The organism is Xanthomonas citri pv. citri (assembly GCF_000961215.1).
GTDB lineage: Bacteria > Pseudomonadota > Gammaproteobacteria > Xanthomonadales > Xanthomonadaceae > Xanthomonas > Xanthomonas cissicola.
Window position 1 is genome coordinate 182,345 of sequence record NZ_CP008998.1, and the last position, 24,566, is coordinate 206,910.

At 65.2% G+C, this 24,566-nt stretch carries 15 protein-coding genes and 1 pseudogene; 12 read left to right on the forward strand and 4 right to left on the reverse strand.

Annotation, left to right across the window (positions count from 1 at the left end; all coding sequences use genetic code 11):
* Window positions 1-201 precede the first annotated feature (201 nt).
* Together AMD14_RS01260 and AMD14_RS01265 are read right to left on the reverse strand one after the other, a co-directional pair.
* Window positions 202-990 (reverse strand): hypothetical protein, encoded by a 789-nt coding sequence (locus AMD14_RS01260; protein WP_011050127.1) that lies wholly within the window; start codon window positions 988-990, stop codon window positions 202-204.
* Window positions 991-1,145: 155 nt separating this feature from the next.
* Window positions 1,146-1,874: pseudogene (locus tag AMD14_RS01265) on the reverse strand (XVIPCD domain-containing protein); the annotation flags it as partial.
* A gap of 62 nt (window positions 1,875-1,936) precedes the next feature.
* Between AMD14_RS01265 and AMD14_RS01275 the strand changes: the two are divergent.
* From AMD14_RS01275 to AMD14_RS01300, 6 genes are all read left to right on the forward strand, one after another.
* A protein-coding gene (locus AMD14_RS01275) for an IS3-like element ISXac3 family transposase (protein WP_087943921.1) occupies window positions 1,937-3,081 on the forward strand; the annotation gives its coding sequence in 2 pieces (ribosomal slippage) (window positions 1,937-2,174 and window positions 2,174-3,081; 1,146 coding nt in all).
* 695 nt (window positions 3,082-3,776) lie between these two features.
* Window positions 3,777-6,893 carry a maltotransferase domain-containing protein gene (locus AMD14_RS01280; RefSeq protein WP_011050130.1) on the forward strand — a complete coding sequence of 1,039 codons (3,117 nt, stop codon included), beginning with the start codon at window positions 3,777-3,779 and terminating at the stop codon, window positions 6,891-6,893.
* Window positions 6,890-10,240, forward strand: a complete 3,351-nt coding sequence (gene treS / locus AMD14_RS01285) for a maltose alpha-D-glucosyltransferase (protein ID WP_011050131.1) — start codon at window positions 6,890-6,892, stop codon at window positions 10,238-10,240. Before AMD14_RS01280 ends, treS begins: the two co-directional genes overlap by 4 nt.
* An 11-nt stretch (window positions 10,241-10,251) precedes the next feature.
* Window positions 10,252-12,435 carry a 1,4-alpha-glucan branching protein GlgB gene (gene glgB, locus AMD14_RS01290; RefSeq protein ID WP_005912115.1) on the forward strand — a complete coding sequence of 728 codons (2,184 nt, stop codon included), beginning with the start codon at window positions 10,252-10,254 and terminating at the stop codon, window positions 12,433-12,435.
* A gap of 192 nt (window positions 12,436-12,627) precedes the next feature.
* Complete coding sequence (locus AMD14_RS01295) at window positions 12,628-13,122, forward strand: metallophosphoesterase family protein (protein ID WP_011050132.1); 495 nt, start codon at window positions 12,628-12,630, stop codon at window positions 13,120-13,122.
* 80 nt (window positions 13,123-13,202) lie between these two features.
* Complete coding sequence (locus tag AMD14_RS01300) at window positions 13,203-14,351, forward strand: aldo/keto reductase (protein WP_015462732.1); 1,149 nt, start codon at window positions 13,203-13,205, stop codon at window positions 14,349-14,351.
* A gap of 45 nt (window positions 14,352-14,396) precedes the next feature.
* Here the strand turns inward: AMD14_RS01300 and AMD14_RS01305 are convergent, their stop codons facing one another.
* Window positions 14,397-16,019, reverse strand: a complete 1,623-nt coding sequence (locus tag AMD14_RS01305) for a carboxylesterase/lipase family protein (RefSeq protein WP_015462733.1) — start codon at window positions 16,017-16,019, stop codon at window positions 14,397-14,399.
* Entirely contained in the window at window positions 16,016-17,074 is a 1,059-nt protein-coding gene (locus AMD14_RS01310; protein WP_003489867.1) for an alpha/beta hydrolase, read from the reverse strand. The genes AMD14_RS01305 and AMD14_RS01310 overlap by 4 nt, the downstream gene beginning before the upstream one ends.
* Window positions 17,075-17,213: 139 nt before the next feature.
* Between AMD14_RS01310 and AMD14_RS01315 the strand changes: the two genes are divergently transcribed.
* The 6 genes from AMD14_RS01315 (at window position 17,214) to AMD14_RS01340 (ending at window position 23,869) form a co-directional block, all read left to right on the forward strand.
* A complete protein-coding gene (locus tag AMD14_RS01315) occupies window positions 17,214-18,035 on the forward strand; it encodes a 2-keto-4-pentenoate hydratase (protein ID WP_011050136.1) in 822 nt (273 codons plus the stop codon).
* A 37-nt stretch (window positions 18,036-18,072) separates the two neighbouring features.
* Window positions 18,073-19,071 carry a TRAP transporter substrate-binding protein gene (locus AMD14_RS01320; protein WP_003489869.1) on the forward strand — a complete coding sequence of 333 codons (999 nt, stop codon included), beginning with the start codon at window positions 18,073-18,075 and terminating at the stop codon, window positions 19,069-19,071.
* Between the two features lie 10 nt (window positions 19,072-19,081).
* A complete protein-coding gene (locus AMD14_RS01325; protein ID WP_015462734.1) occupies window positions 19,082-19,603 on the forward strand; it encodes a TRAP transporter small permease in 522 nt (173 codons plus the stop codon).
* Entirely contained in the window at window positions 19,603-20,886 is a 1,284-nt protein-coding gene (locus tag AMD14_RS01330; RefSeq protein WP_011050138.1) for a TRAP transporter large permease, read from the forward strand. The genes AMD14_RS01325 and AMD14_RS01330 overlap by 1 nt, the downstream gene beginning before the upstream one ends.
* 195 nt (window positions 20,887-21,081) lie before the next feature.
* Window positions 21,082-22,665 (forward strand): family 43 glycosylhydrolase, encoded by a 1,584-nt coding sequence (locus tag AMD14_RS01335; RefSeq protein WP_015471554.1) that lies wholly within the window; start codon window positions 21,082-21,084, stop codon window positions 22,663-22,665.
* A 145-nt stretch (window positions 22,666-22,810) separates the two neighbouring features.
* Window positions 22,811-23,869, forward strand: a complete 1,059-nt coding sequence (locus AMD14_RS01340) for a LacI family DNA-binding transcriptional regulator (RefSeq protein ID WP_007968130.1) — start codon at window positions 22,811-22,813, stop codon at window positions 23,867-23,869.
* Window positions 23,870-24,566 lie beyond the last annotated feature (697 nt).

The window sequence follows — 24,566 nt, forward strand, 5'->3', positions numbered from 1 at the left end:
CTGCAACATGGTCGTTATCGAATCAAGCGAGAGCTTGTGGCCGCGACCTTCCACGCGCGCGAGGCCGACGACCATTCGGGCAGCGGCGTCACCCGTATTTGGCCGTAACCCGTTGATTTACAGTGGGCGAAAACGTCGTCTTCGACTGCGAATTGCGAGCGTGAAACTTCTTTTGCTGTTGGCATCCAAGATCAAGTCTTACTACTTCTCGTTAGCGCCGTTCAACCCCAGCAACTCTCTGTCGTCGTCGCTCATTGGATTGTCCATAGCATGACGAATCCTGCGTTGACACCACTCGTAAAAATCTGGGTGCTCATGCTGCAGTTGCGCTTGTCCTACCTCGTTGAGATGGATCCTGTAGCAGTAGCGGACTGGGCCAATGGTAAGTGTGGAATGGAAAGCCTCGGGCGCGTGAGATTGCGGGTTGCCTGTGACGATCAGGCCGCCGTGGGCGGCGTAGCTATGGATTGCACCATTCTCTTGTAGACGGCGGTAAGCGACGTCGGCATCTACGCAAAGCAATACATAGTTGTTGTCACTTATACCTATGGCAAAATCTGCAATCGGCTCGTAAAAGGTAGCGCCCATCTCTGCCAAGTGACAGCACATAAGCTTCGCGAAATACCTGAAAACATCCAAATAAAGTGTTCCGCCACTTGCATTGAAGCGGGGGTCTTCATGCACCTTTGCGGGATCCTTCCCCGTTTTCAACAGGTCTGACGCCAGCGCCCTAAATGCATCAAATGCCAAATCAGCCGGCTGAGTTCTCGCGTTATTGCAGGTCCCGCATATGCGAGCGGAAAAATGAAACTGCTTTGAGCTTGGGCTCTGTGCGTGGCGGTAGCGCTCGCCTGGGCGTCCGATAACCATCGGCTGCGCACCAAACTCACTACGAAGCGCTGCGGCCTTGAGCTTATGCTCGCCTGAAAGCGCCTCGGTAGAGCCGCATAGGCAGCATTGGCTAGTAAGAGGTGGGGCAAATGGATCCATAGCTAATCTCCAGGGATGAGGGATCAGGTTCATTTTCCGGCCCCATCTGGGTAAAAACCGGAGTCAGATTCATTTGGGCATCATTCCCCGTTTCTTGTTGAGAATGATGGGGTTGCCAACCATTTGATAATGATAGGTGCGTGCACCTCATCGCCTCAACGCGACGGAACGGGGCCGCGATGTTGTTGCTCCTGCGAGCGCTGCTGTTCCACTGCCAAGTCTTGCGTGCGCTCCTGCGCTAGCCGCTGGTTGACGGACTCCAATTGCGTAAAGCTCTCTTGAACAGGCCGCTGCGCTGCATCAGCCGTCGGCATATGGGCGCGAAGCATTGCCGGATCCTTTGGATCGCCTTGAACTACAAACAGGGTTTGCGCAGCGGGCGAGTCTCTGGTCTTTTCGCTGAGCAGCACGTGATCCACCCGGGTTAGCCCATTGTCTTTGGCTAGCGTCAGCAGACTCGCGGTCATCCGCTCACTGGTTGCGTCGAACGTGCGGCCATTGGCGGCGTCCAGCTGCTCTACCTTGCTCCGGATCTGCTGATGCATGGCGTGGTCCGGGTGCCCCGCTTCTGCAGGCGTCAATGCGCGTCCAGGCTCATTCGGTGCCGCAAGATTGGGAGAACTGACGCCGCGTGTGCCAGCGTTCCTGAGCTGGACCATGCCATAGCCATCCTTGCCAAGGTCAAGGATGTTGAAGGTCTTTGCAGGACCCAGTTCCAGCCCATTGCGCTCCAGCTGCCTGGGGTCCAGTCCCAAGGATTTGAGATCGATGCGGACTTCCGGAGGCTGGCGGTCATGTGCAAGATGCGCGTAGTTCTGCGCGATGTGACTGATCGGATTCACGCCATAGTAGTTCCGGTAGTCGGAATCGCCATGTGGGCCTATGATACGCCCAGGATTTCCTAGACATCTCAAGGCCATGGAAAATGGCTGATTCGGAGGTGTCCATGAGCAGTAAGCGGTATACGGATGAGTTCAAGATCGAGGCGGTCCGGCAAGTGACCGATCGTGGGTTCAAGGTGGCAGAGGTCGCCGAGCGACTGGGTGTCACCACGCACAGCCTGTACGCTTGGCTGCGCAAGTTCGGCAAGCCCGGCGTAGTACAGCGCGCTGAGGCGGACCAGAGCGCCGAAGTCCGGCGGCTGAAGATCGAGTTGCGCCGGGTGACGGAGGAGCGCGACATCCTAAAAAAGGCCGCCGCGTACTTTGCCAAGGGGTAAAGGCAAAGTACCTCTTCATGCAAGTCCACCGCGAAGAATTCAGGGTGTGCGCGATGTGCCGGGTTTTGCGGGTGAACCGGGCTGGATACTACGCGTGGCTAAAGTCGCCCGACAGTGAACGCGCCAAGGAAGACGAACGCCTGCTGGGGCTGATCAAGCACCACTGGTTGGCCAGCGGCAGTGTCTATGGGCATCGCAAGATTGCCAAGGATCTACGCGATCTGGGTGAGCGTTGCAGTCGCCATCGGGTGCATCGATTGATGCGCACCGAGGGACTGCGTGCCCAGGTGGGCTATGGCCGCAAGCCGCGCTTCCATGGCGGAACGCCGTGCAAGGCGGCAGCCAACCTGCTGGATCGACAGTTCGACGTGACCGAGCCGGACACGGCCTGGGCGAGCGACTTCACCTTCATCCGTACGCATGAAGGCTGGATGTACCTGGCTGTGGTGATCGATCTGTTTTCCAGGCAGGTCGTCGGCTGGGCGATGCGCGATCGAGCCGATACCGAGTTGGTCGTGCAGGCCTTGCTGTCGGCGGTGTGGCGGCGCAAACCCAGCGCTGGTTGCCTGGTTCATTCGGACCAGGGGTCTGTCTACACCAGCGATGACTGGCGCAGTTTCCTGGCGTCCCATGGCTTGGTGTGCAGCATGAGTCGGCGTGGCAACTGCCATGACAACGCACCGGTGGAGAGCTTCTTTGGTCTGCTCAAACGCGAGCGGATCAGGCGGCGGATCTACCCCACCAAGGACGCCGCACGCGCCGAGGTGTTCGACTACATCGAGATGTTCTACAACCCACAACGCCGTCATGGTTCAACTGGCGACCTGTCCCCTGTAGAGTTTGAACGGCGCTACGCGCAACGAGGGTCTTGAGTGTCTACGGAACCCTGGGCGTATCAGTTGCCTGGCAAATCAGCTGAAAAGTTAATCAATGAAATGGTTTTGGTGGTTCATTGTCAGACGAGCACGCAGCCTGAGTGCAGCGGAGCACGCGGTTTTCCTTGGCATCGCTCAAGCGCTGTGTCCCATGGAATTGAGGTCTGCCGATGCGGCGGGTCTGATACTGAAGTTACTTGCTCGACCCAATGCGATCGGTCGGCGAGACGAACAGCGTCGAGAGACGCGCCCGCCTTGGTGGCGCCGACCTAGCTGATGCACTCCTTGGTTGGTCCAGCTATCGGCCTGCATCGTGTTGGTCGGCCTTCCCTACGTGGCGCCTGTCACCCGGCAGCGCATTCGATCGCCAACGGCAATGGGAGATGCCGTGCGCACGCCCCACAGCCGCGCTTGTTTGATTTTCGTCAATTCCACCGACACATGAAATTCGCAGGGGGGGTGCTTGACTGCATGGGTCAAGAATCGTTGCGGAGTCGCGCATGAGTGCAGTCACGGGTGGCAGGGTCGGTCGGGCAGCGTGCCGGCAAGCGTCAATACGGCAAGGTTCGGTACGTAGTGATGGTGGTGCGGCGCGCGGTGAGCAAAGGCTCGCAAGACTGCCACGTGGCACGCGTCCGCTGGCTTCCCACGTGACGGTGCGCGTGCGCGCCGTTGCCTGCTGAGGGGGCGCCATGCGCATCTGTGTTCTCAATGAAGCACTGAAGGACGCGAACGGGCTGGAGCAGCGCTGCGTGGCGGCGCGTGAGGCTGGCTGCGCTTACGTGGTGATGGCGGCACCCTTCGAACGCGATGCCGAAGGCCGTCTGATCGAGCCCGCGGCCGGCGCCCAGACGCAGGCGCAGCGCCTGCAAGAGGCAGTGCAGGCGGCGCACAGCGCGGGCGTGAAACTGTTGATCGATGTGCGCCTGGACGAAGTGGGCGGCGCCAGTGCGGTGGTGCGCGACAACCCGCAGTGGTTCCGGGCGCGCAGTACGGCGGTCCCGGACCCGCGTCAGCCGCGTGCCACGCCGGAGGTGGCCGAAGCGCGCTTTGCCTACGCGCAGGAAGGTGCGGCGCTGGTGGAGTGGTGGAGTGCGCGCCTGTTGGAGTGGGTGAGCCAGGGCGTTGGTGGCTTCCGTCTGTTGCAGCCGCAGCAGGTGCCGGTACAGCGCTGGCGCGAGTTGATCGCGCGCGTGCACGCGCAGGCGCCGGAGGTGGTGTTTGCGGCATGGACGCCGGGCCTGGGGCTGGAGGCACTGCAGCAGCTGGCCGGTGCCGGGTTCGATGCGGCGTTTTCCTCGCTTGCCTGGTGGGATGGTCGCGGCAGCTGGTTCTTCGACGAAGACAGTGCACTGCGCGCGTTGGCCGCGCAGGTCGTTGCGGTGCTGGATGCGCCCGATGGCAAGCGCGCCGCGGCGCCCGAGCAGCACTGGCAACTGGCGCTGGCATTGGGCGGGGCATGGTTGCTGGACGATGCGCACCTGTCGGCATTGCCATCGTCGATCCGCGCCACCGACGGACTGCCAACCAGCAATGCAGGCATGCGGTTGCGCCCGCTGCTGCGGGAGGCGACCGGGCTCACCGCGGTGGCGATCGAGCCGCTGGGCGGCTTGCCCTCCCTGTTATTGATCAATGGCGACACCCAGCACGTGGTGCCGGTGCCGGCTTCAGACCTGTTGCGGCTGCTCGGCGATGCCGAGGCCTTGGTGGCCGAAGATGGCCGCACCTTGTCCGGCGCCACGCTGGAGGCGCTGGAGCCGGGCGAGGTGCGCGTGTATCGCAGCGTGCCGGCGCGCCATGTGCTGGCAGTGCCGCGCATGCGCCCGCGTGCGCAGACCGCCGGCACGTGGCCGCGCGTGTGCATCGAGTCGGTGACCCCGTCGGTGGATAACGGCCGTTTTCCGGTCAAGCGCACGGTGGGCGACCGCATTTGTGTGGAGGCCGACGCATTTTGCGATGGGCATGACCGCATCGCGGTGGCAGTGCTGTGGCGTCCGGCCGACGCCAAGGCCTGGGCCAGCGCGCCAATGCGTGCGTTGGGCAACGACCGTTGGCGCGCCGAGTTTCCGTTGGAACGCATCGGCACCTACGAATTTCGCGTAGAAGCCTGGCGCGACGTCTTCGCCACCTTGCATGCGGATCTGGAAAAGAAACGTGCCGCAAATACGGTGCTCCCGGTCGATGTGCAGGAGGCGGTTGCGGCAGTGCAGGCCGCACAGGCGCGCAGCGACGGTGCGCTGGCCGAGCGCTTGCAGACCGTGCTCACCCGCATCGGTGCGCAGAGCGAACCCCTGCAGCAGCTGGCCATCGTGCTGGAGCCGGATACCGCGCAGGCGATGGCGCTGGCCGACGACAAGCCGTTCCGCTCGGAATATCCGGTCACCTTCCGGGTGGAATCCGAGCGCCGCGCGGCGCACTTTTCCAGTTGGTACGAACTGTTTCCGCGTTCGCAAAGTGGCGATGCGAGCCGGCATGGCACGTTCGATGACGTCATCAAGCGCTTGCCGCACATCCGCGCGATGAACTTCGACGTGCTGTACATGCCGCCGATCCATCCGATCGGCCTGAATAACCGCAAGGGCCGCAATAACTCGGTCACGGCGGTGGAAGGCGAGCCCGGCAGCCCGTACGCGATCGGCGCGACCGATGGTGGGCATACCGAAGTCCACGCCGAACTCGGTGGGCTGGAGGGCTTTCGCCGGCTGATCGAGGCCGCGCGCGCGCAGGGCCTGGAAGTGGCGCTGGATTTCGCCATCCAGTGCGCGCCGGACCACCCCTGGTTGAAGGAGCACAAGGATTGGTTCACCTGGCGCGCCGATGGCTCGATTCCGTACGCAGAGAACCCGCCCAAGAAGTACCAGGACATCGTCAACGTCGATTTCTACGCCAGCGGCGCGGTGCCGGACCTGTGGAATACGCTGCGCGACGCGGTGCTGTTCTGGGTCAACGAAGGCGTCACGCTGTTCCGTGTCGACAACCCGCACACCAAGCCGTTCCCGTTCTGGGAGTGGCTGATTGCCGATGTGCGCGGCCGGCGCCCGGATGTGGTGTTTCTCTCCGAAGCCTTCACGCGGCCGAAGATGATGTACCGGCTGGCCAAGTGCGGCTTCTCGCAGTCCTACACCTACTTCACCTGGCGCAACCACAAGCACGAGCTGCAGGCGTACGTGGAAGAGTTGAACGACGGCGTGCCGCGCGAATGTTTCCGCCCGCATTTCTTCGTCAATACGCCCGACATCAACCCGCTGTTCCTGCAGACCAGCGGGCGCAACGGCCATCTGATCCGCGCCGCGCTGGCCACCACGCTGTCGGGTTTATGGGGGATGTACCAGGGCTTCGAGCTCTGCGAAGCCACACCGCTGGCGCCTGGCAAGGAAGAGTATCTGGACTCGGAAAAATTCCAGCTGCGCGCATGGCCCGAACGCGTGCCCGGCGACATCGTCGAGGAGATCACCCGCTTCAACCAACTGCGCCGCATGCATCCGGAACTGCAGTCGCACCTGGGCACGCGCTTCTACCAGGCGCATAACGACCAGGTGCTGTACTACGGCAAATTCCTGGATGCCGGTTACCTGTCGCGCAGCCGCAGCATGGTGCTGGTGGCGATCAATCTGGACCCGCACGCCGGGCAGGACGCCGATATCGAAATCCCGTTGTGGGAACTGGGCCTGCCCGATCATGCCAGCGTTGCCGTGGAGGATCTGTGGGATGGCCATCGTTTCGCGTGGCACGGCAAATATCAACACATTCGTCTAGAGGCAACGCGACCGTTCGCGTTATGGCGCATCCGCGCAGGAGAGGTCGCATGAATGCAGTGGCATCGTTACAAGCCGACGCAGAGCAGTCGGCCGTGGTCGCCGACCAGCGTTGGTACAAGGACGCGATCATCTACCAGGTGCACGTCAAGTCGTTCTTCGATTCCAACGACGATGGCATCGGCGATTTTCCGGGGCTGATTTCCAAGCTGGATTACATCGCCGAGCTCGGCGTGGACACCATCTGGCTGCTGCCGTTCTATCCCAGCCCGCGCCGCGATGACGGCTACGACATCGCCGAGTACATGGCGGTGCACCCGGATTACGGCAGCATCGAAGACTTCGAGCACTTGGTGGCGCATGCGCATGCGCGTGGCATCCGCATCGTTACCGAGCTGGTGATCAACCACACCTCCGATCAGCATCCCTGGTTTCAGCGCGCACGCAATGCGCCAGCCGGCTCGCCCGAGCGCGACTTCTACGTCTGGTCGGACACCGACCAGGAATACGAAGGCACGCGGATCATCTTCTGCGATACCGAAAAATCCAACTGGACCTGGGACCCGGTGGCCGGGCAGTACTTCTGGCACCGCTTCTATTCGCATCAGCCGGACCTGAACTTCGATAACCCGGCCGTGCTGGACGCGGTGCTGGAAGTGATGCGTTTCTGGCTGGATCGCGGCGTGGATGGCCTGCGTCTGGACGCGGTGCCGTACCTGATCGAGCGCGCCGGCACTTCCAACGAAAACCTGCCCGAAACCCACGCCATCCTGCGCAAGATCCGCGCCACGCTGGATGCCGAATACCCGGACCGCATGTTGCTGGCAGAAGCCAACATGTGGCCGGAAGACACCCAGCAGTACTTCGGCCAGAACGCCGACGAATGCCACATGGCGTTTCACTTCCCGCTGATGCCGCGCATGTACATGGCGATCGCGCGCGAAGACCGCTTCCCCATCACCGACATCATGCGCCAGACCCCGGAGATTCCGGAGAGCTGCCAGTGGGCGATCTTCCTGCGCAACCACGATGAGTTGACGCTGGAAATGGTCACCGATTCGGAACGCGATTATCTGTGGCAGACCTACGCCGCCGATCGCCGCGCGCGTATCAATCTCGGCATTCGGCGCCGCCTGGCGCCGCTGCTGGAGCGCGACCGCCGCCGTATCGAGTTGATGACCTCGTTGCTGCTGACCATGCCTGGCACGCCGGTGCTGTATTACGGCGACGAAATCGGTATGGGCGACAACATCCATCTGGGCGACCGCGATGGCGTGCGCACGCCAATGCAGTGGTCGATCGATCGCAACGGCGGTTTCTCGCGCGCCGACCCGGCGCAGCTGGTGCTGCCGCCGGTGATGGATCCGCTGTATGGCTTCCAGGCGGTGAATGTGGAAGCGCAGATCCGCGACCAGCATTCGCTGCTGACCTGGACCCGCCGCGTGCTCAGCGTGCGCAAGCGCTACCAGGCCTTCGGCCGCGGCAGCTTGCGCTTCCTGTACCCGGGCAACCGCCGCATGCTCGCCTACTTGCGCTGCTATCAGGATGAAACCGTGTTGTGCGTGGCCAACCTCTCGCACACGCTGCAGGCCGTGGAGCTGGATCTGTCCGAGTTCGAAGGTCGCGTGCCGGTGGACATCATCGGTGGCGGCAGCTTCCCGCCGATCGGCCGGTTGACCTATCTGCTCACGGTGCCGCCGTTTGGTTTCTATGCGTTCCAATTGGTCAGCGAAGGCACCTTGCCGGATTGGCATGTGCCCAGCCCGGTGCCGCTGCCGGATTACCGCACGCTGGTGCTGCGCAGCGATGCCGACGAAAGCGCCGCACTGCTGCCGCATCTGCCCACCCTGGAAGGCGAAATCCTGCCGGCGTGGCTATCGGCACGACGCTGGTTCTCGGCCAAGGACCAGGTGTTGCGCAGCGTGCGCATCGCGCGCCGCACGCCGCTGCCGGGCGATGAGCCCATGACGCTGCTGGAACTGGAGGTAGCGCTGGAAGACGGCCGCCACGAGCGTTACATGCTGCCGGTGGGCATCGTGTGGGAGCGCGAGCAGCCGAGCACGCTGGCCGAGCAGCTGGCGCTGGCGCGCGTGCGCCAGGGCCGCGAGGTGGGCTATCTCACCGACGCGTTTGCGCTCAAGCCCATGGTGCGCGGTGTGATCGATGCGCTGCGCAGCCATGCGGCGCTGGACTTCTGCGACGGCGACGATGCCGCCCAACAGGGGCAGGTCTGCTTCGAAGCCACGCCGGCACTGGCAACGCTGGACATCCCGCAGGATCCGGAAATCCGCTGGTTGTCGGCCGAACAGAGCAACAGCTCGCTGGTGGTCGCCGACAAGGCCGTGTTCAAGCTGCTGCGGCATGTGGCCGTGGGCGCCAACCCGGAGATCGAGATCGGCCGCCGCCTGACCGAGATGGGCTACGCCAACGCTGCGCCGCTGCTGGGCAGCGTCAGCCGGATCGGCGGGCAGGGCACCGTCACCACCATCGCGTTGTTGCAGGGCTTCATCCGCAACCAGGGCGATGCCTGGCGCTGGACGCTGGACCATCTGGCGCGCAGCTTCGACGAATACGCCACTGCGCAGACCGACGAAGCGCGCGCCGAAGCGGTCGCCGGCTACGATGCCTTCGCCGCCGTGGTGGGCAAACGGCTGGCCGAATTGCACGAAGCGCTGTCGCGCGGCACCGACGATGCCGACTTCGCGCCGCAACGCATCGACCTGCCCACCGCCAACGACGTGGTGGCCGGCGTGGGACGCCAGGTCGAAGAGATGTGGGAGACCGTCAACGCACGCCTGGCCGGCAGCGAAGACAGTGCCGAACGCGAGGCGCTGGAGGCGGTGCTGGCGCAGCGCCCGCAGCTGGATGCCTTGCTCGCCAAGGCGCCGAGCGTGCTGGCCGACTCCTTGCTCACGCGCGTGCACGGCGATTTTCACCTGGGCCAGATCCTGGTGGCCTTCGACGATGTGGTGCTGATCGACTTCGAAGGCGAGCCGGCCAAGCCGCTGGCCGAACGCCGCGCCAAGGCCAGCCCGCTGCGCGATGTTGCAGGCTTCCTGCGCTCGCTCGATTACGCCAGCGAAGTGTCGGCACGTGGCGAGGAAGGCACCGCCGCCCGCGCCGGTGTTGGTGTGGATACGCATCTGGACCAATTCCTGGTGCAATTCCGCCGCCGCTCCACACAAGCCTTCCTAGACGCTTACCATGCCGTGCTCGACGCCAGCGCCCATCCGTGGATTGCGCCGGCGGCGTTCAATGCAGCCACCTTGTTGTTCCTGGTGGAGAAGGCTTGCTACGAAGTGCGTTATGAAGCGGCCAATCGTCCAGGGTGGCTGATGGTGCCGATCGAAGGCTTGCGACGCATCCTGCAACGCGCACGCGCCGGTGCAGGAGACACATGATGAGTGGAGTAATGACAGCAGTGAGCAATCGATGGGATTCCGGCGTGGTACGCGCCCTGGCAGAGGCGCGCCACGGCGACGCGTTTGCGGTCTTGGGTGCGCACCCGTCCGACAAGGGGCGCTTGTTGCGCACCTATCTACCCGGCGCCGACCGCGTCGGTGCGGTGCTCGACGATGGGCAGGTGGTGGCGCTGGACGCCGGCCCGGAGCCGGGCCTGTTTGCCGGCGAGTTGCCGGCGCACGGCGGGTATCGCCTGCGCATCGGCTGGCCCGGTGGCGAGCAGGAGACCGCAGACCCGTATGCGTTCGGCCCGCAGCTCAGCGACTTCGACCTGCACCTGATCAGCGAAGGCCACCATCTGCAGCTGGCCGACGCGCTGGGCGCCAACGTGGTCGAGGTGGAGGGCGTACGCGGCACGCGCTTTGCCGTCTGGGCACCGAATGCCTCGCGCGTGGCGGTGGTGGGCGACTTCAACAGCTGGGACGCGCGCCGTCATCCGATGCGGCTGCGGCATCAGTCCGGCGTGTGGGAATTGTTCGTGCCCGACGTCGGCCCCGGCGCGCATTACAAGTACCAGCTGCGTGGTCCGCACGGGCACGAGTTGCCGGCCAAGGCCGACCCGGTGGCGCGCCGCGCGGAGCTTGCGCCGGGCACTGCGTCCATCGTGGCCGATCCCACGCCGCATCAGTGGAGCGACGACGGCTGGATGGCCACGCGTGCGCGTCGCCAGGCCCACGACGCGCCGATGAGCATCTACGAGATCCACGCCGGCTCGTGGCTCCGCGAAGCAGGGGTTGACCTGGATTGGGATGGGCTGGCCGACCGCCTGATCCCGTACGTGGCCGACATGGGCTTCACCCATGTCGAGTTGATGCCGGTGAGCGAGCATCCGTTCGGCGGCTCATGGGGTTATCAACCATTGGGTCTGTTCGCGCCCACTGCGCGCTTCGGCACGCCCGATGGATTTGCGCGCTTTGTCGACCGCTGCCATCGCGAAGGCATCGGCGTGATCGTCGACTGGGTGCCGGCGCACTTTCCCACCGATGCGCACGGGCTGGCGCATTTCGACGGCACCGCGCTGTACGAGCATGCCGACCCGCGCGAAGGCTTCCACCGCGACTGGAATACGCTGATCTACAACCACGGCCGCCGCGAGGTGTCCGGGTTCCTGATCGCCAGTGCGATGGAATTTCTGCAGCGCTATCACGTGGACGGCCTTCGCGTGGATGCGGTGGCCTCGATGCTGTACCGCGATTACAGCCGCAACGCCGGCGAGTGGATACCCAACATCCACGGCGGGCGCGAGAACTACGAGACCATCGCATTCCTGCGCCGGCTCAACGAGGTGGTGCGCGAGCACACCCCGGGCGCGGTAATGATTGCCGAAGAATCCACTGCGTTTCCCGGTGTCACCGCCGAGGTGGCGCACGGCGGCCTGGGCTTTCACTACAAGTGGAACATGGGCTGGATGCACGACACCCTGCATTACGCCGGGTTGGACCCGATCTATCGCCGCTACCATCATGGCGAGCTGACTTTCAGCATGGTCTATGCGTATTCGGAGCGCTTCGTGCTGCCGATCTCGCACGACGAAGTGGTGCACGGCAAGGGTTCGTTGCTGGGCCGCATGCCGGGCGACGATTGGCAACGCTTCGCCAACCTGCGCGCGTACTTGGGTTTCATGTTCACCCACCCGGGACGCAAGTTGCTGTTCATGGGCTGCGAATTCGGCCAGCCGACCGAGTGGAATCACGACGCCGGCCTGCCGTGGCATTTGCTCGACGACCCTCGCCATCGTGGGGTGCAGACGCTGGTGCGCGATTTGAACCGGCTGTATGTCCAATACCCGGCGCTCCACGCACACGACGACGATCCGTCCGGGTTTGCCTGGGTGGTGGGCGACGATGCCGGCAACAGCGTGGTGGCGTTCCTGCGCAAGGGCAAACGCGGCGACGCACCGGTGCTGGTGGTGATCAACTTCACCCCGGTCGTGCAACACGCATATCGCATCGGTGTGCCACAAGGCGGCCAGTGGCGCGAGGTGTTCAATAGCGACGCCGGCATCTACGGCGGCAGCAACCTGGGCAATGGCGGCAGCGTCACCGCCGAGCAGCAATCCATGCATGGGCACGCGCAATCGCTGCCGCTGCTGTTGCCACCGCTGGGCGCCATCGTGCTGACGCCGTATGGCTGATGCCCCCTGCGCCTCCCACCAGGCAACTGGCCCGGTGGGAGGCGGCAGCTGCGTCACGCATCCAGCTGTCGTTGACGGGGTGGGTCATGCGCTGGCATCGCCTGCATTCCTGCACTCCCACTCGACCGTGATGGCATTGATCTCTCCAGGCCGGGAGTCTCGCAACAGATCATCCAGCAGCAGGTCGTCTCGATGATCGAGCGCAAACGCGGTGATGGCCAGACGGGCACCGGCACGCGGATCGGCGTGATCTCCGATACGCACGGCCTGCTTCGGCCCGAAGCGCTTGCCGCGCTCGAGGGCTGTGCGCACATCATCCATGCCGGCGATGTTGGCAAGCCGCAGGTGCTTGAGGCATTGCGGGCACTGGCACCGCTGCATGCCATCGCAGGCAATATCGATGACAAGCCCTGGGCGGCGGGTTTACCGCAGACGCTGGATCTGCAGATCGATGGCGTGCGCATCCATGTGCTGCACGATCTGAAGACGCTGGCACCGCAGGTGCAGGCCGACGTCGTCATCAGCGGCCATTCGCACAAGCCGCTGGTGCACATGCACGATGGGGTGCTGTATCTCAATCCGGGCAGCGCCGGGCCGCGTCGTTTCAGTCTGCCGATCAGCGTGGCCACGCTATGGCTGGGCGATGGCGCGCCACGTGCGCGCGTGCAGCCATTGGCGCTGGTTTGAAGCCCAAGGCTGAGTTCGCTGACTTGGCATGCACACCGGCGGGGCCATGCTCGTGGACCACGTTGTTGCAAGGAATTCCCATGAATACACGTCGCCAATTCCTTTCTGCTGCCGCGGCCGGTACTGCGGCATTGGCCGCTGCGCCGTTGATGGCGCAATCGTCGGCACCCGGCAGCGTGATGCCCACGCGCGGGAAAACCGATGCGGGCGCATTGCCGACCAATCCGCTCGTCAAGGGCGGACGCTACCGGCCTGGCAGTCGCCTCGGCTTCGGTGGCGTGGCGATCGGTAATGGCTTTGCGCCTGCCACCGACGCACAGAGCGAGCAGACGCTGGCAGCGGTGTGGGAGTCGGGCGTGCGGTATTTCGATACCTCGCCTTGGTACGGGTTGGGCTTGTCGGAGCGACGCACCGGCCATCATTTGCACAACCATCCGGCCGACGATTACGTGTTGTCGACCAAGGTCGGGCGCTTGCTCACCGCGACCGACACGCCGCCCAAGACGATGTGGCAGCAACCGTCGCCGTTCGACTATCGCTACGACTACAGCGCGTCCGGGGTGCGGCGCTCGATCGAAGACAGCCTGCAGCGTCTGGGTGTGTCGCAGATCGACATCGCGTATATCCACGATCTCTCGCCAGAGAACGAAAAAGACCTGGGCATGCCGTGGGAGCAGCGGTTCGCCGAGGCGGTGAAGGGCGCGATGCCGGAGCTGACCAAGATGCGCAAGGAGGGCTTGATCAAGGCCTGGGGCTTTGGCGTCAATCGTCCTGAGCCGGCCTTGCGCGCAATCGAAGAAGCCGACCCGGACATCTTCCTGCTCGCCTGCCAGTACTCGCTGCTCGACCATGCGCAGGCCTTGCATGACACCTTCCCGAAGATCGCAAAGCACGGCGCCTCGGTTGTGATCGGTGCACCGCTGTTGGCTGGCTATCTGGCCGGGCGCGAGCGTTATCTCTACGACGGCACCATTCCGCCATGGGCGCCTGCCAAGCGGCAGAAAGCGCTGGCCATCTGCGACCGGTACGGCGTGGATCTACGCACCGTCGCGCTGCAATTTGCTGCGGCCCCGCAGGTGGTGTCGGCCGTGATTCCCGGTGCGCGCACGGCCGAGCAGGCACGCGCCAATGCGAGCTCGATGCGGGTGGCGATTCCGTCGGCGGTGTGGGAGGCGCTCAAGCGCGAAGGCGTGATCGAGGCAGACGCGCCGGTGCCCGCGGCGCGTTGAGGGCTGAGCCCGCGCGCAGCGTAGGGTGTTCGCGCTGCATGGCAATCAAAACGTCCCGCGTTGAATGAACGGCGCTTGTTGATACAACAGGCGCTCGCCACCACGCGGATCCAGTTCCAACCGGCTTGGCGTGTCGAACACCAGCGTTTCGCGCCGTTTCAAGGAATACGGTTTCCAGTACGGCGCGCCGCGACGATTGGGGTCGCCCTGCCGCGCAAACGCAAGCAGCGCTTCGCTCATCTGCTCGGCCATGCGCTGCGCATCGGCACCATCGCCGGTGCGCGAGCCCGGCTGGCGCACGTTGTCGAACACCAGCGGAATATCCAAGGTATGGAAGGCGCCGAACTTGCCGCCATCCAGCGGCGAACCCCAATCCAGTTGATAGACCCAGGTGGGCGCGCCCTGACGGGCACGCGCTTGTGCTTCTTCGACAGCGCCGCGCCACGAGCGGCCGGCGGTGGTGGCTGCGAAGAACACCTGCGACGGCGTGTACTGCGGATAGAGCCGCCGATATTCGGCAATGACCACCTGCGGCAACAGGTCCACGTATTGCTGCGCCTCCAGCCTGGCCGGCAATTCGTCCCAACTCAGCGCGAAGTTCTTCGCATCGTTGCCGAGAAAGCCGCGTGTTTCATCGCGCGTATTGCCGATCACCATCGGAATACGTGCCGACTGCACCGGCGCCGTCGGCCAGAACGGATGCACCGGCACGTTGCGCGCATCCAGCACCGGGCCGAAATACAGCGCCGTGCTTTCCACCCGCGACGGGTCGCGCACGTGCGCGGCGCCCAGCAGTTGGGCCACAGGCAGCGTGCGCATGCGCGCGATCTCGCTTGGCGAAATCTTCAACGCGTCCAGCAGCAGCTGCGCGCGCTGGGTGGCCGCACGCGGCCCGGCCACGGTGACCTGTTGCCCGCTCATGGTCCAGGCGCGATGAAATAGCCCGCGCGCGGCCGGCATCGCCATCAGCGTGGCGATTTTGGCGCCACCGCCCGATTGCCCAAACACCGTGACATTGCCGGCGTCGCCGCCGAATTCGGCCGCGTGCTGGCGCACCCACTGCAGCGCCTGGATCAGGTCCAACTGCCCCGCATTGCCGGAGTCGGCGAAACTGGCATCGCCCAGCTGCGCCAGCGACAGATAGCCGAACAGGTTGAGCCGGTGATTGACGGTGACCACCACCACATCGCCGCGCTTGCACAGGCGCACGCCATCGTAGAGCGGATCGCTGCCGGAGCCGGTGGTGTAGCCGCCGCCGTGGATATAGAACAACACCGGCCGCTTGCCGCCATCGCGCAGGCCGGGTGTCCACACATTGAGGAACAGGCAGTCCTCACTGGTGGGCTCGCTGGCCTTGGGCTGTGGCGCCGCTGCACCGAAACCGCTGGCATCGCGCACGTGGTGCCACGGCGTTTCCTGCAGCGGTGCCTGGAAGCGTCGCGGAGCGGTGTCGCCGCCATAGGGGATGCCCTTGAACACGCAGACGCCCTGGTCGCGGTAGCCGCGCAGCGCGCCGCCACGCACGCGTGCCAGCGGCGCGCCGTCGTCGCGTGGCGGCGCAAGTACGGCCGCGGCAGCGAAGCCGGGAAGCGTTGCTGCCGCAGTCGCGAGCAGGCCACCACGCAGCAGCGTGCGGCGTCGCGTGTCAGGAGTGGCTTGGGTTGTCATCGCGCCATCTCCTTCGCGGGTGTAGGTGTCGGTGCGGGCTTGGCGACATGCGCGATCCAGGCTTGCGCCAGCTGCGGCCATGCGGACACGGTAAGACCGCTGCCGCTGGCGGTACCGAAGCCATGGCCGCCCTGCGGGAATACATGCAGCTCGCTGGGCACACCGGCGCGTAGCAGCGCATCGTGCATCAGCAGGCTGTTGCGCACCGGCACCACGCTGTCGTCCTGCGCATGCAGCAGAAAGGTAGGTGGCGTGCGCGCGTCCACGTGCAGCTGTGGCGAATAGGCCTGCACCTGCGCCTGGCTCGGGGCGCTGCCGAGCAGGCGTTCGCGTGAGCCTTTGTGCGCGTTGGCGCTGTCCATGTCGATCACCGGGTAGATCAGCAACTGGAAGTCCGGTCGTGCGCTCAGTGCATCGGCCGCGTCGATGGGCGGATACACCTGCGCGGCGTAGCGCGTGCCCAGGCTGGCGGCGACATGGCCGCCGGCCGAAAAGCCCATCACGCCCACGCGCTGCGCATCGATGCCATAGCGCGCCGCATTGGCGCGGATCAGCCGCAAGGCACGTTGCGCATCGGCCAGCGGCACGTCGGCGCCGTTCGGGTGGCCTTCGCCCGGCAGCCGGTAGCGCAGCACGAACAGGGTGATGCCGGCGACGTCGACAAAGCCGGGCACCAGCGCGCTGCCCTCGTTGTCCAGCACGATGCGTTGGTAGCCGCCGCCAGGCGTGACCAGCAGGGCGGTGCCGTTGGGCTGTTTGGGCCGGTAGACCACCAGATACGGCGTACTGACCTGCTGGATGTAGCGATCCGGCTGCGTCGGCTCGCTGCTGCGCTCGACGATGCGCTGCGGTTGCGGCAGCGCCGTATCCCCCGGTGCCAGCGGCGTTGGCCATAGCGCGATCCGGCTGGCTTGTTCGGCGGCAGTATCGGCGCTCGGTCGCTCGGCCGCCGGCGCCGGGCCGGCCAGCAGCGCGCCCAGCACAAGGACCGCCAGGCCATGCCGCGTGGCGCGCGAAAGTGCGGTCAACGCATGCGTTTGGCGTGTCTGTTGCATTCACCCCTCCCAGGGCCACTTCGTCACCGCGACCACAATTGCCGCAGTGCACATTGCCAATGACACCGGTTTACCATATACAGCACACCGTGCCGCTGTCGATTGGCAGTGCAACAAAACACCTATCGGGGAGACACCCTTGAGCAACGACGCCGCCACTCCGCCATCGTCCACACCCGCGCTGTCCGCCATTGCCCAGCGATTTGTGGAAGCACGCCGTGCAGGGGCATCGCTGCCTGACTTTCCCGGGCAAATCCCCGACGATCTGGTCACCGCCTACCAGGTGCAGGACATCGCCATCAGCCAGTGGCACGACCACGTCGTCGGCTGGAAGGTGGGGTACATCGCCGCCGAGCGCCGCGACGCGTCCGGCGACGAGCGTCTGCTCGGCCCGATCTTCTCTCGGAAGGTCTGGAATGCTACCGGTGGAACAACCGAGTTCCCGATCTTTGTCGGCGGCTTCGGCGCAGTGGAAGCCGAATATGTCCTGATGCTCGGTGCCGATGCCCCGGCCGATCAGACCCACTTCACCCCGGAGCAGGCGGCAGAGTTGCCGGCCACGTTGTTCATCGGAGTGGAAATCGCCAGCAGCCCGCTGGCCACCATCAACCAGTTGGGCCCGCGGGTGGTGATTTCGGACTTCGGCAACAACAACGGCCTGATTCTGGGCCCGGAAGTGACCGATTGGCTGGCGCGCGACGAGGCTGCGCTCACTGCCCAGACGCTGATCGACGAAAAGGTGGTTGGCACCGGTGGGGCCACCACGTTGCCGGGCGGGCTGCGCGCGGCCTACGCATTCGCGCTCAGCCGTTCGGCACAGCGCGGGCGTCCGCTCAAGCGCGGTGATCTGATTGCCACCGGCAATGCCACCGGTATCCACGACATCGAAGTGGGGCAGCGTGCCCTGATTCGCTTCGCCGGCATCGGCGATATTTCCTGTACGGCTGTGTCCGCCAGTTGACGGCGGTCCCCGTGACCAGACGCTTGGGAGGGCGCCAATGATCACACGCAGACATTTTCTCGGTGCCGGGCTCGGCGCCGCTGCTGCCGCCCCCTGGTTGGGTGCCGGCGCCACCACGCCGGTTCCCGGCGGGCAGTTGCTCACTGCCACCGATGTGCACGTCGGCGATTACCCCACCGTGGAAGCGGTGCGCTGGTTCGGCAAGCAACTGGAAGAACGCACCAACGGCCGGCTCAAGCTGCGCCAGTACCACTCCGGCCAGCTGGGCCGCGAATCGGAGGCGATCGACATGGCGCGCTTCGGCGCCATCGACATCACCCGTGTGTATTCCGGCGCGTTGAACAACACCTTCCCGCTCACTCAAGCGCTGTGCCTGCCGTATGTGTTCGACTCGGTACCGCATCTGCGTCGCGCCATCGACGGGCATGTCGGCGACAGCGTGCTGCGCAGCTTCGAGCAGCGCGATCTGGTCGGTCTTGCCATCTACGATTCTGGCGCGCGCTGCTTCTACAACACCAAGCATCCGCTGCACCGCCCGGAAGATCTCAAGGGCCTGAAATTGCGGGTGGCTTCGTCGGACATCTTCCTCAAGTTGATGCGCATGCTGGGCGCCAACCCCACGCCGATGTCGCTGGGCGAAACGTTTTCGGCGATGGAAACGCACATGATCGACGGTGCGGAAAACAACATGCGCAGCTTTCAGTCCAGCCGGCATTTCGAAGCCGCGCATTACTGGTCGCAGAGCGAGCATTCCTACGCGCCGGACATCCTGGTGATGTCGCGCCAGAGTTTTCAATCGCTGAGCGCGGCCGACCGCGGCCTGGTGGTGGAACTGGCGCGCGCCTCGGTGCCGGTGATGCGCAACTTGTGGGACGCCTCCGAGACGGTGGCGCGCAAGCAGGTGATCGACTACGGCGTGAAGCTCAACCAGGTCGACATGCCGGCATTCCGCGCTGCCGCTGCGCCGCTGTTGGCCGAATACCGCAAGCAGCCGGAGATCGAAACCCTGTACCGCCGCATCCGCGATTTCGCATAGAGGTGTCCCGATGACCGAACCCGAGACTGTTGCCGTCCCGGTCGCGCCGTTGCAACGTGCGCTGGACCGCGTTTCCGATATCGCCGTGGGCGTGGCCTCATTGGCGCTGCTGGGCCTGGTGGTCGTGCAGGGCTGGCAGGTGTTCACCCGCTATGTGCTCAACGACTCGCCCAGCTGGACCGAACCGGTGACCCTGTTGCTGCTGAGCACCGCACTGAGCCTGGGCGCGGCGGCCGGCGTGCATACCAACCGCCACTTCGGCTTCTACCTGCTGGGCGACCACGTGCCGCCGCTGGTGCGCAAGATGTTCGAAGTGATCCGCCCGCTGATGATCCTCTCCATCGGTACGGTGCTGGCATGGTGGAGCGCGGCACTGCTGGTCGACGGGCTGGATATCAAGATGGCCGGTGCGCAGATGCCGCAGAGCATCAACTACCTGCCGCTGTCGATCGGCGGTGCGCTGATGGTGCTGTTTGCCGTGTTCAAGTTGTGGCGTGTGCTGCGCCCGGTCCATGTCGGAGGAGTGCGCTGATGGGCATCGCCATGTTGTTGGGCACCTTCGTGGTGCTGCTGCTGATCGGCGTGCCGGTGGCCTACGCCCTGGGCGCGGCGGCGCTGGCCACGCTGCTGTATCTGGACCTGCCCATGGTGGTGCTGGTGCAGCAGATTTCCGCCGGCAGCGGCTCGGCGTCGTTGATTGCGATTCCGCTGTTTATCTTCGCCGGCGAGCTGATGCTGCGCGGTGGCATTTCCGAACGCTTGATCGCGTTGGCCTCGTCCTTGGTCGGGCGTGTCCGCGGTGGCCTGGGCCAAGTCAGCGTGCTGTCGTCGCTGTTCTTCGGCGGCGTCTCCGGCTCGGCGATTGCCGATGTCTCGGCAGTCGGCGGCACCATGATTCCGCAGATGATCAAGCGCGGTTACGACCGCGATTACGCGGTCAATGTGAGCATGACCGCTGCGCTGGTGGCCTTGCTGGTGCCGCCTTCGCATAACCTGATCCTGTTCTCGGCCGCGGCCGGTGGCGGCTTGTCGATTGCCGATCTGTTCGCGGCCGGCATCTTCCCCGCGTTGTTGATGACCGCCGCGATGATGGTGACCGGCTATGCGGTGGCGCGCCATCGCGGCTACGGCACCGAAGCCTTTCCTGGTTGGCGTGCGGTGGCCTTGCGCCTGATCGGCGCGCTGCCCGGCCTGGGGCTGGTCGGGTTGATCTTCATCGGGATTCGCGCCGGCATCTTCACCGCGGTGGAAAGCGCCGCCATTGCGGTGGTGTACGCATTGATCGTCACCGCGTTGTTGTATCGCCAATTGCGTTGGGCCGAGTTCTTCGCTGCGGTGACGCATGCGGCGCGCACCACCGGCGTGATCCTGTTCGTGATCGCCACCGCTGCTGTGTTCGGCTGGTTGCTGGCCTATCTGCAGGTACCTGCAGCGGCGGTGAAGTTCCTGCAGGCCATTGCCGACAGCAAGAACACGGTGCTGCTGATGATCGTGGTGATGCTGCTGTTGCTGGGCATGTTCATGGACCTGGCGCCGAAGATCCTGATCTGCACGCCGATCTTCCTGCCGGTGGTCAAGGCCTACGGCATCGACCCGATCCACTTCGGCCTGGTGATGGTGTTGGCCGGCGGTATCGGCCTGATCACGCCGCCGATCGGCTCGGTGTTGTTCATCGGCACCTCCATCGGGCAGATCACCATCGCGCAAAGCATGCGCACCATCTGGCCGTTCTGGCTGGCGGCGTTGTGCGTGCTGTTGATCGTGGCGTTTTTCCCTGAGTTGTCGCTGTGGCTGCCGCGCGCCCTGCGCGCCTGAGCCGGGGTAACTGCGTGATGGCATGACTGGCAGACGGGCGATCGGTACGGCTTGTTCGCGTCGTATCGATCGCCTGCCATCCACCTGCAAGCGTGCCAGACACCGTTGCCGGTGGCAGGGTTCTACCGCATCTGGTTAACCGGTGGCATTGCCCGCCATCGTGGTAAAGCCCGGCATCCGGGACTAGGAGAGAGCATGCGTGTGCGTCCCATTTCATCCCGGTGGCGTTGGCTGATGGCCGGCGGCTTGCTGTTGTGCGCCGGCCTGAGCGCTGCGGCGGACTGGAAGCGCGGTATCGAACACCAGCGCATCGCCGACCAGGGCGATGGCCGCTTTCTCAATCCGGTGCTGGCCGGCGACCATCCCGACCCGTCGGTGCTCAAGGATGGCGATGATTACTACCTCACGCTGTCCTCGTTCGATGCGTACCCGGGCCTGCCGATCTGGCACTCGCGCGATCTGGTCAACTGGCAGCCGCTGGGCCACGCCATCACCCAGAACGTCGGTGCGATCTGGGCGCCTGACCTGATCAAGCACGGCAAGCGCTACTACATCTATTTCCCCGCGCGGCGCGGCGATCAGGGCGAGCGCAGCAATTTCGTGGTGTGGGCCGACGACATCACCGGTCCATGGAGCGCGCCGATCGATATCGGCCTGGGCAAATACATCGACCCCGGCCATGCGGTGGGCGAAGACGGCAAGCGTTACCTGTTCCTGAGCGGCGGCGATTACGTGCAGCTGTCCGATGACGGCCTCAAGGTGGTCGGCACGCCCAGGCACGTCTACGACGGCTGGAAATACCCGGAAAGCTGGGACGTGGAAGGCTATGCCCAGGAGGGCCCCAAGATCACCCGCCACAACGGCTGGTACTACATGACGACCGCCGTGGGCGGCACCGCCGGCCCGCCGACCGGGCACATGGTGATCACCGCGCGCTCGCGCTCGATCCACGGCCCGTGGCAGAACGCGCCCAATAACCCGATCACCCGCACCAGCAGCGCGGATGAGCCGTGGTGGTCGCGTGGCCACGCCACCCTGGTGGAAGGCACCGACGGCCGCTGGTGGATGCTCTACCACGGCTACGAACACGGCTACTGGACGCTGGGCCGGCAGGCCTTGCTCGACCCGATCGAATGGACTCCGGACGGTTGGTTCGCCGCCAAGGGCGGCGATCTGGGCACCCCGCTGAAGAAACCCAGCGGGCAGGCGCTGGCCCACGGGATGGCGTTGTCGGACGATTTCCGTGCGGCCAGACTGGGCCCGCAGTGGGCCTTCTTCGACCCGGCTGCCGACGAAGCCAAGCGCCTGCAGGTGGGCAATGGCGTGTTGCGCCTGCAGGGCAAGGGCACCGCGCCGCGCAATGCCTCGCCGCTGACGGTGATCGCCACCGACCCGGCCTACCAGTTCGAAGTGCAGATGACCGTGGCGCCGGGCGGCCAGGGCGGGGCGTTGCTGTTCTACAGCGACAAGCTCTATGCCGGCGTCGGCAGCAATGGGCAACAGTTCGTCATGCACCGCTACGGCGAAGAACGCCCGGCCACGCTGTCGCCCAGCACCACCGGCGGCACGCTGTGGCTGCGCGTCACCAACAACCGCCACATCGTCACCATTCACAGCAGTCCCGACGGCAAGACGTGGACCAAGTACCCGGTGCAGATGGAAGTGTCCGGTTACCACCACAACGTGGCCGGCAAGTTCCTGGCCCTGAAGCCGGCGCTCTATGCCGCAGGCCCCGGCCAGGTGGAATTCCGCAACTTCCGCTACCGCGCCCTTGACTGACTGACCGTTCTGCATCGGCGGGCATGTCGTGGCGCCGCCTGCTGTGGCAGGCCCGGCACGGCGGACCCGGTGCAGCGGCAGGCCTCGCTCAGGTCTGCCGGCCGTCGGGCCGGTAGAATCCAATCAACTTTACTGGTTGACCGCTATGCCCGCCCGCAAGATGCCTGAAGAGGGAATGCCTGGCCTGCCGAAGGGTCGGGTCGCAACGATCAACGACATCGCGCGGATGTCGGGCGTGTCCAAGAAGACCGTCTCGCGGATCATCAACAATTCGCCACTGGTGCGCCAGGACACGCGCGAGAAGGTCGAGGCGCTGATGCGCGAGGTCGGCTACGCGCCGGATCCGCTCGCGCGTGGGCTGGCGTTCCGGCGCTCGTTCCTGATCGGTATGGTCTACGACAACCCCACCGCGCAATACATCGTGGACATGCAGTACGGCGCGCTGGACGCACTGCGCGGCTCCAGCTTCGAGCTGGTGGTGCACCCCTGCGACAGCCGCAGCCCCGGCTACATCGAAGGCGTGCGCCGTTTCGCCCAGGCGCAGAAGCTGCACGGCGTGATCCTGGTGCCACGCGCCTCCGAAGACCAGGCGCTGGCCGACATGCTGGCCGAGATCGGTTGCCGTTACACCCGCATCGCCTCGATCGCGCTGGACGCCACCTCGCAGACGGTCATCACCCACGACCGCGACGGGGCAGCGGAGGCGGCCGATTACCTGCTCTCGCTGGGCCACCGCGACATCGCCCTGGTCACCGGCCCCAGCGCCTACCGCTCCTCGATCGAGCGCACCTCCGGATTTGCCGACGCGCTGACCCGGCGCGGCATCGAGCTGCCGCCCGAGCGCATCGTCGAAGCCGGTTACACCTTCGAATCCGGCGTGGCGGCGGCCGAAAAGCTGCTGCTGGGCAAGAAACGGCCCACCGCCATCTTCACCGGTAACGACGAAATGGCCGCCGGTATCTACAAGGTCGCCCTGCGCGCCGGCATCAACATCCCGCGCCAGCTCTCGGTGATCGGCTACGACGACAGTTCGCTGGCCTCGCGCCTGTGGCCGCCGCTGACCTCGGTGCGCCGCCACACCCGCGACACCGGCCGCACCGCCGCGGCGATGCTGATCCAGCCCGACAACGCGCCGCAGCTGCCCACCGCCAGCGTGCGGCCGCACCTGATCGTGCGCGACTCCTGCCAGCCGCCGGAGGATTGATCGCCGCGCCGCGCGGGTTCAATCTTCCGGCGCTACGCGCCATCTTCTTCCCAGGAAGAGGGAACAAGCCTCCGCTCGGCCAGCGGCTGGCCCCCATCCGCCCTTCGGGCACCCCCGCTCAAACCCGCACGCTGATCCGGCGCTGTGCGCCACCTTCTCACAGGAAGAGGGAACAAGCCTCCGCTCGGCCAGCGGCTGGCCCCCATCCGCCCTTCGGGCACCTTCCCCCGCCGGCGGGGGAAGGCAGGCCGTCGATCGCTGCTGTAAAGCCCCTCTCCCGCCTGCGGGAGAGGGGTTGGGGTGAGGGTACGAGGGTACGGCGGCAGGCAGCCGTCCGAGAAAGCCAGCTGTGAGCCGAGGGGAAGTCACACATCAACGGTCACCCGCTCAAGCCCCGCACGCTGATTCGGCGCTGTGCGCCACCTTCTCACAGGAAGAGGGAACAAGCCTCCGCTCGGCCAGCGGCTGGCCCCCATCCGCCCTTCGGGCACCTTCCCCCGCCGGCGGGGGAAGGCAGTCCGGCGATGCTGCTGTAAAGCCCCTCTCCCGCCTGCGGGAGAGGGGTTGGGGTGAGGGTACGGCGGCAGGCAGCCGTCCGAGAAAGCCCAGCTGTGAGCGGAGGGGAAGGCACACATCAGCAGTCACCCGCTCAAACCCCGCAACGCTGATCCGGCGCTGTGCGCCACCTTCTCCCAGG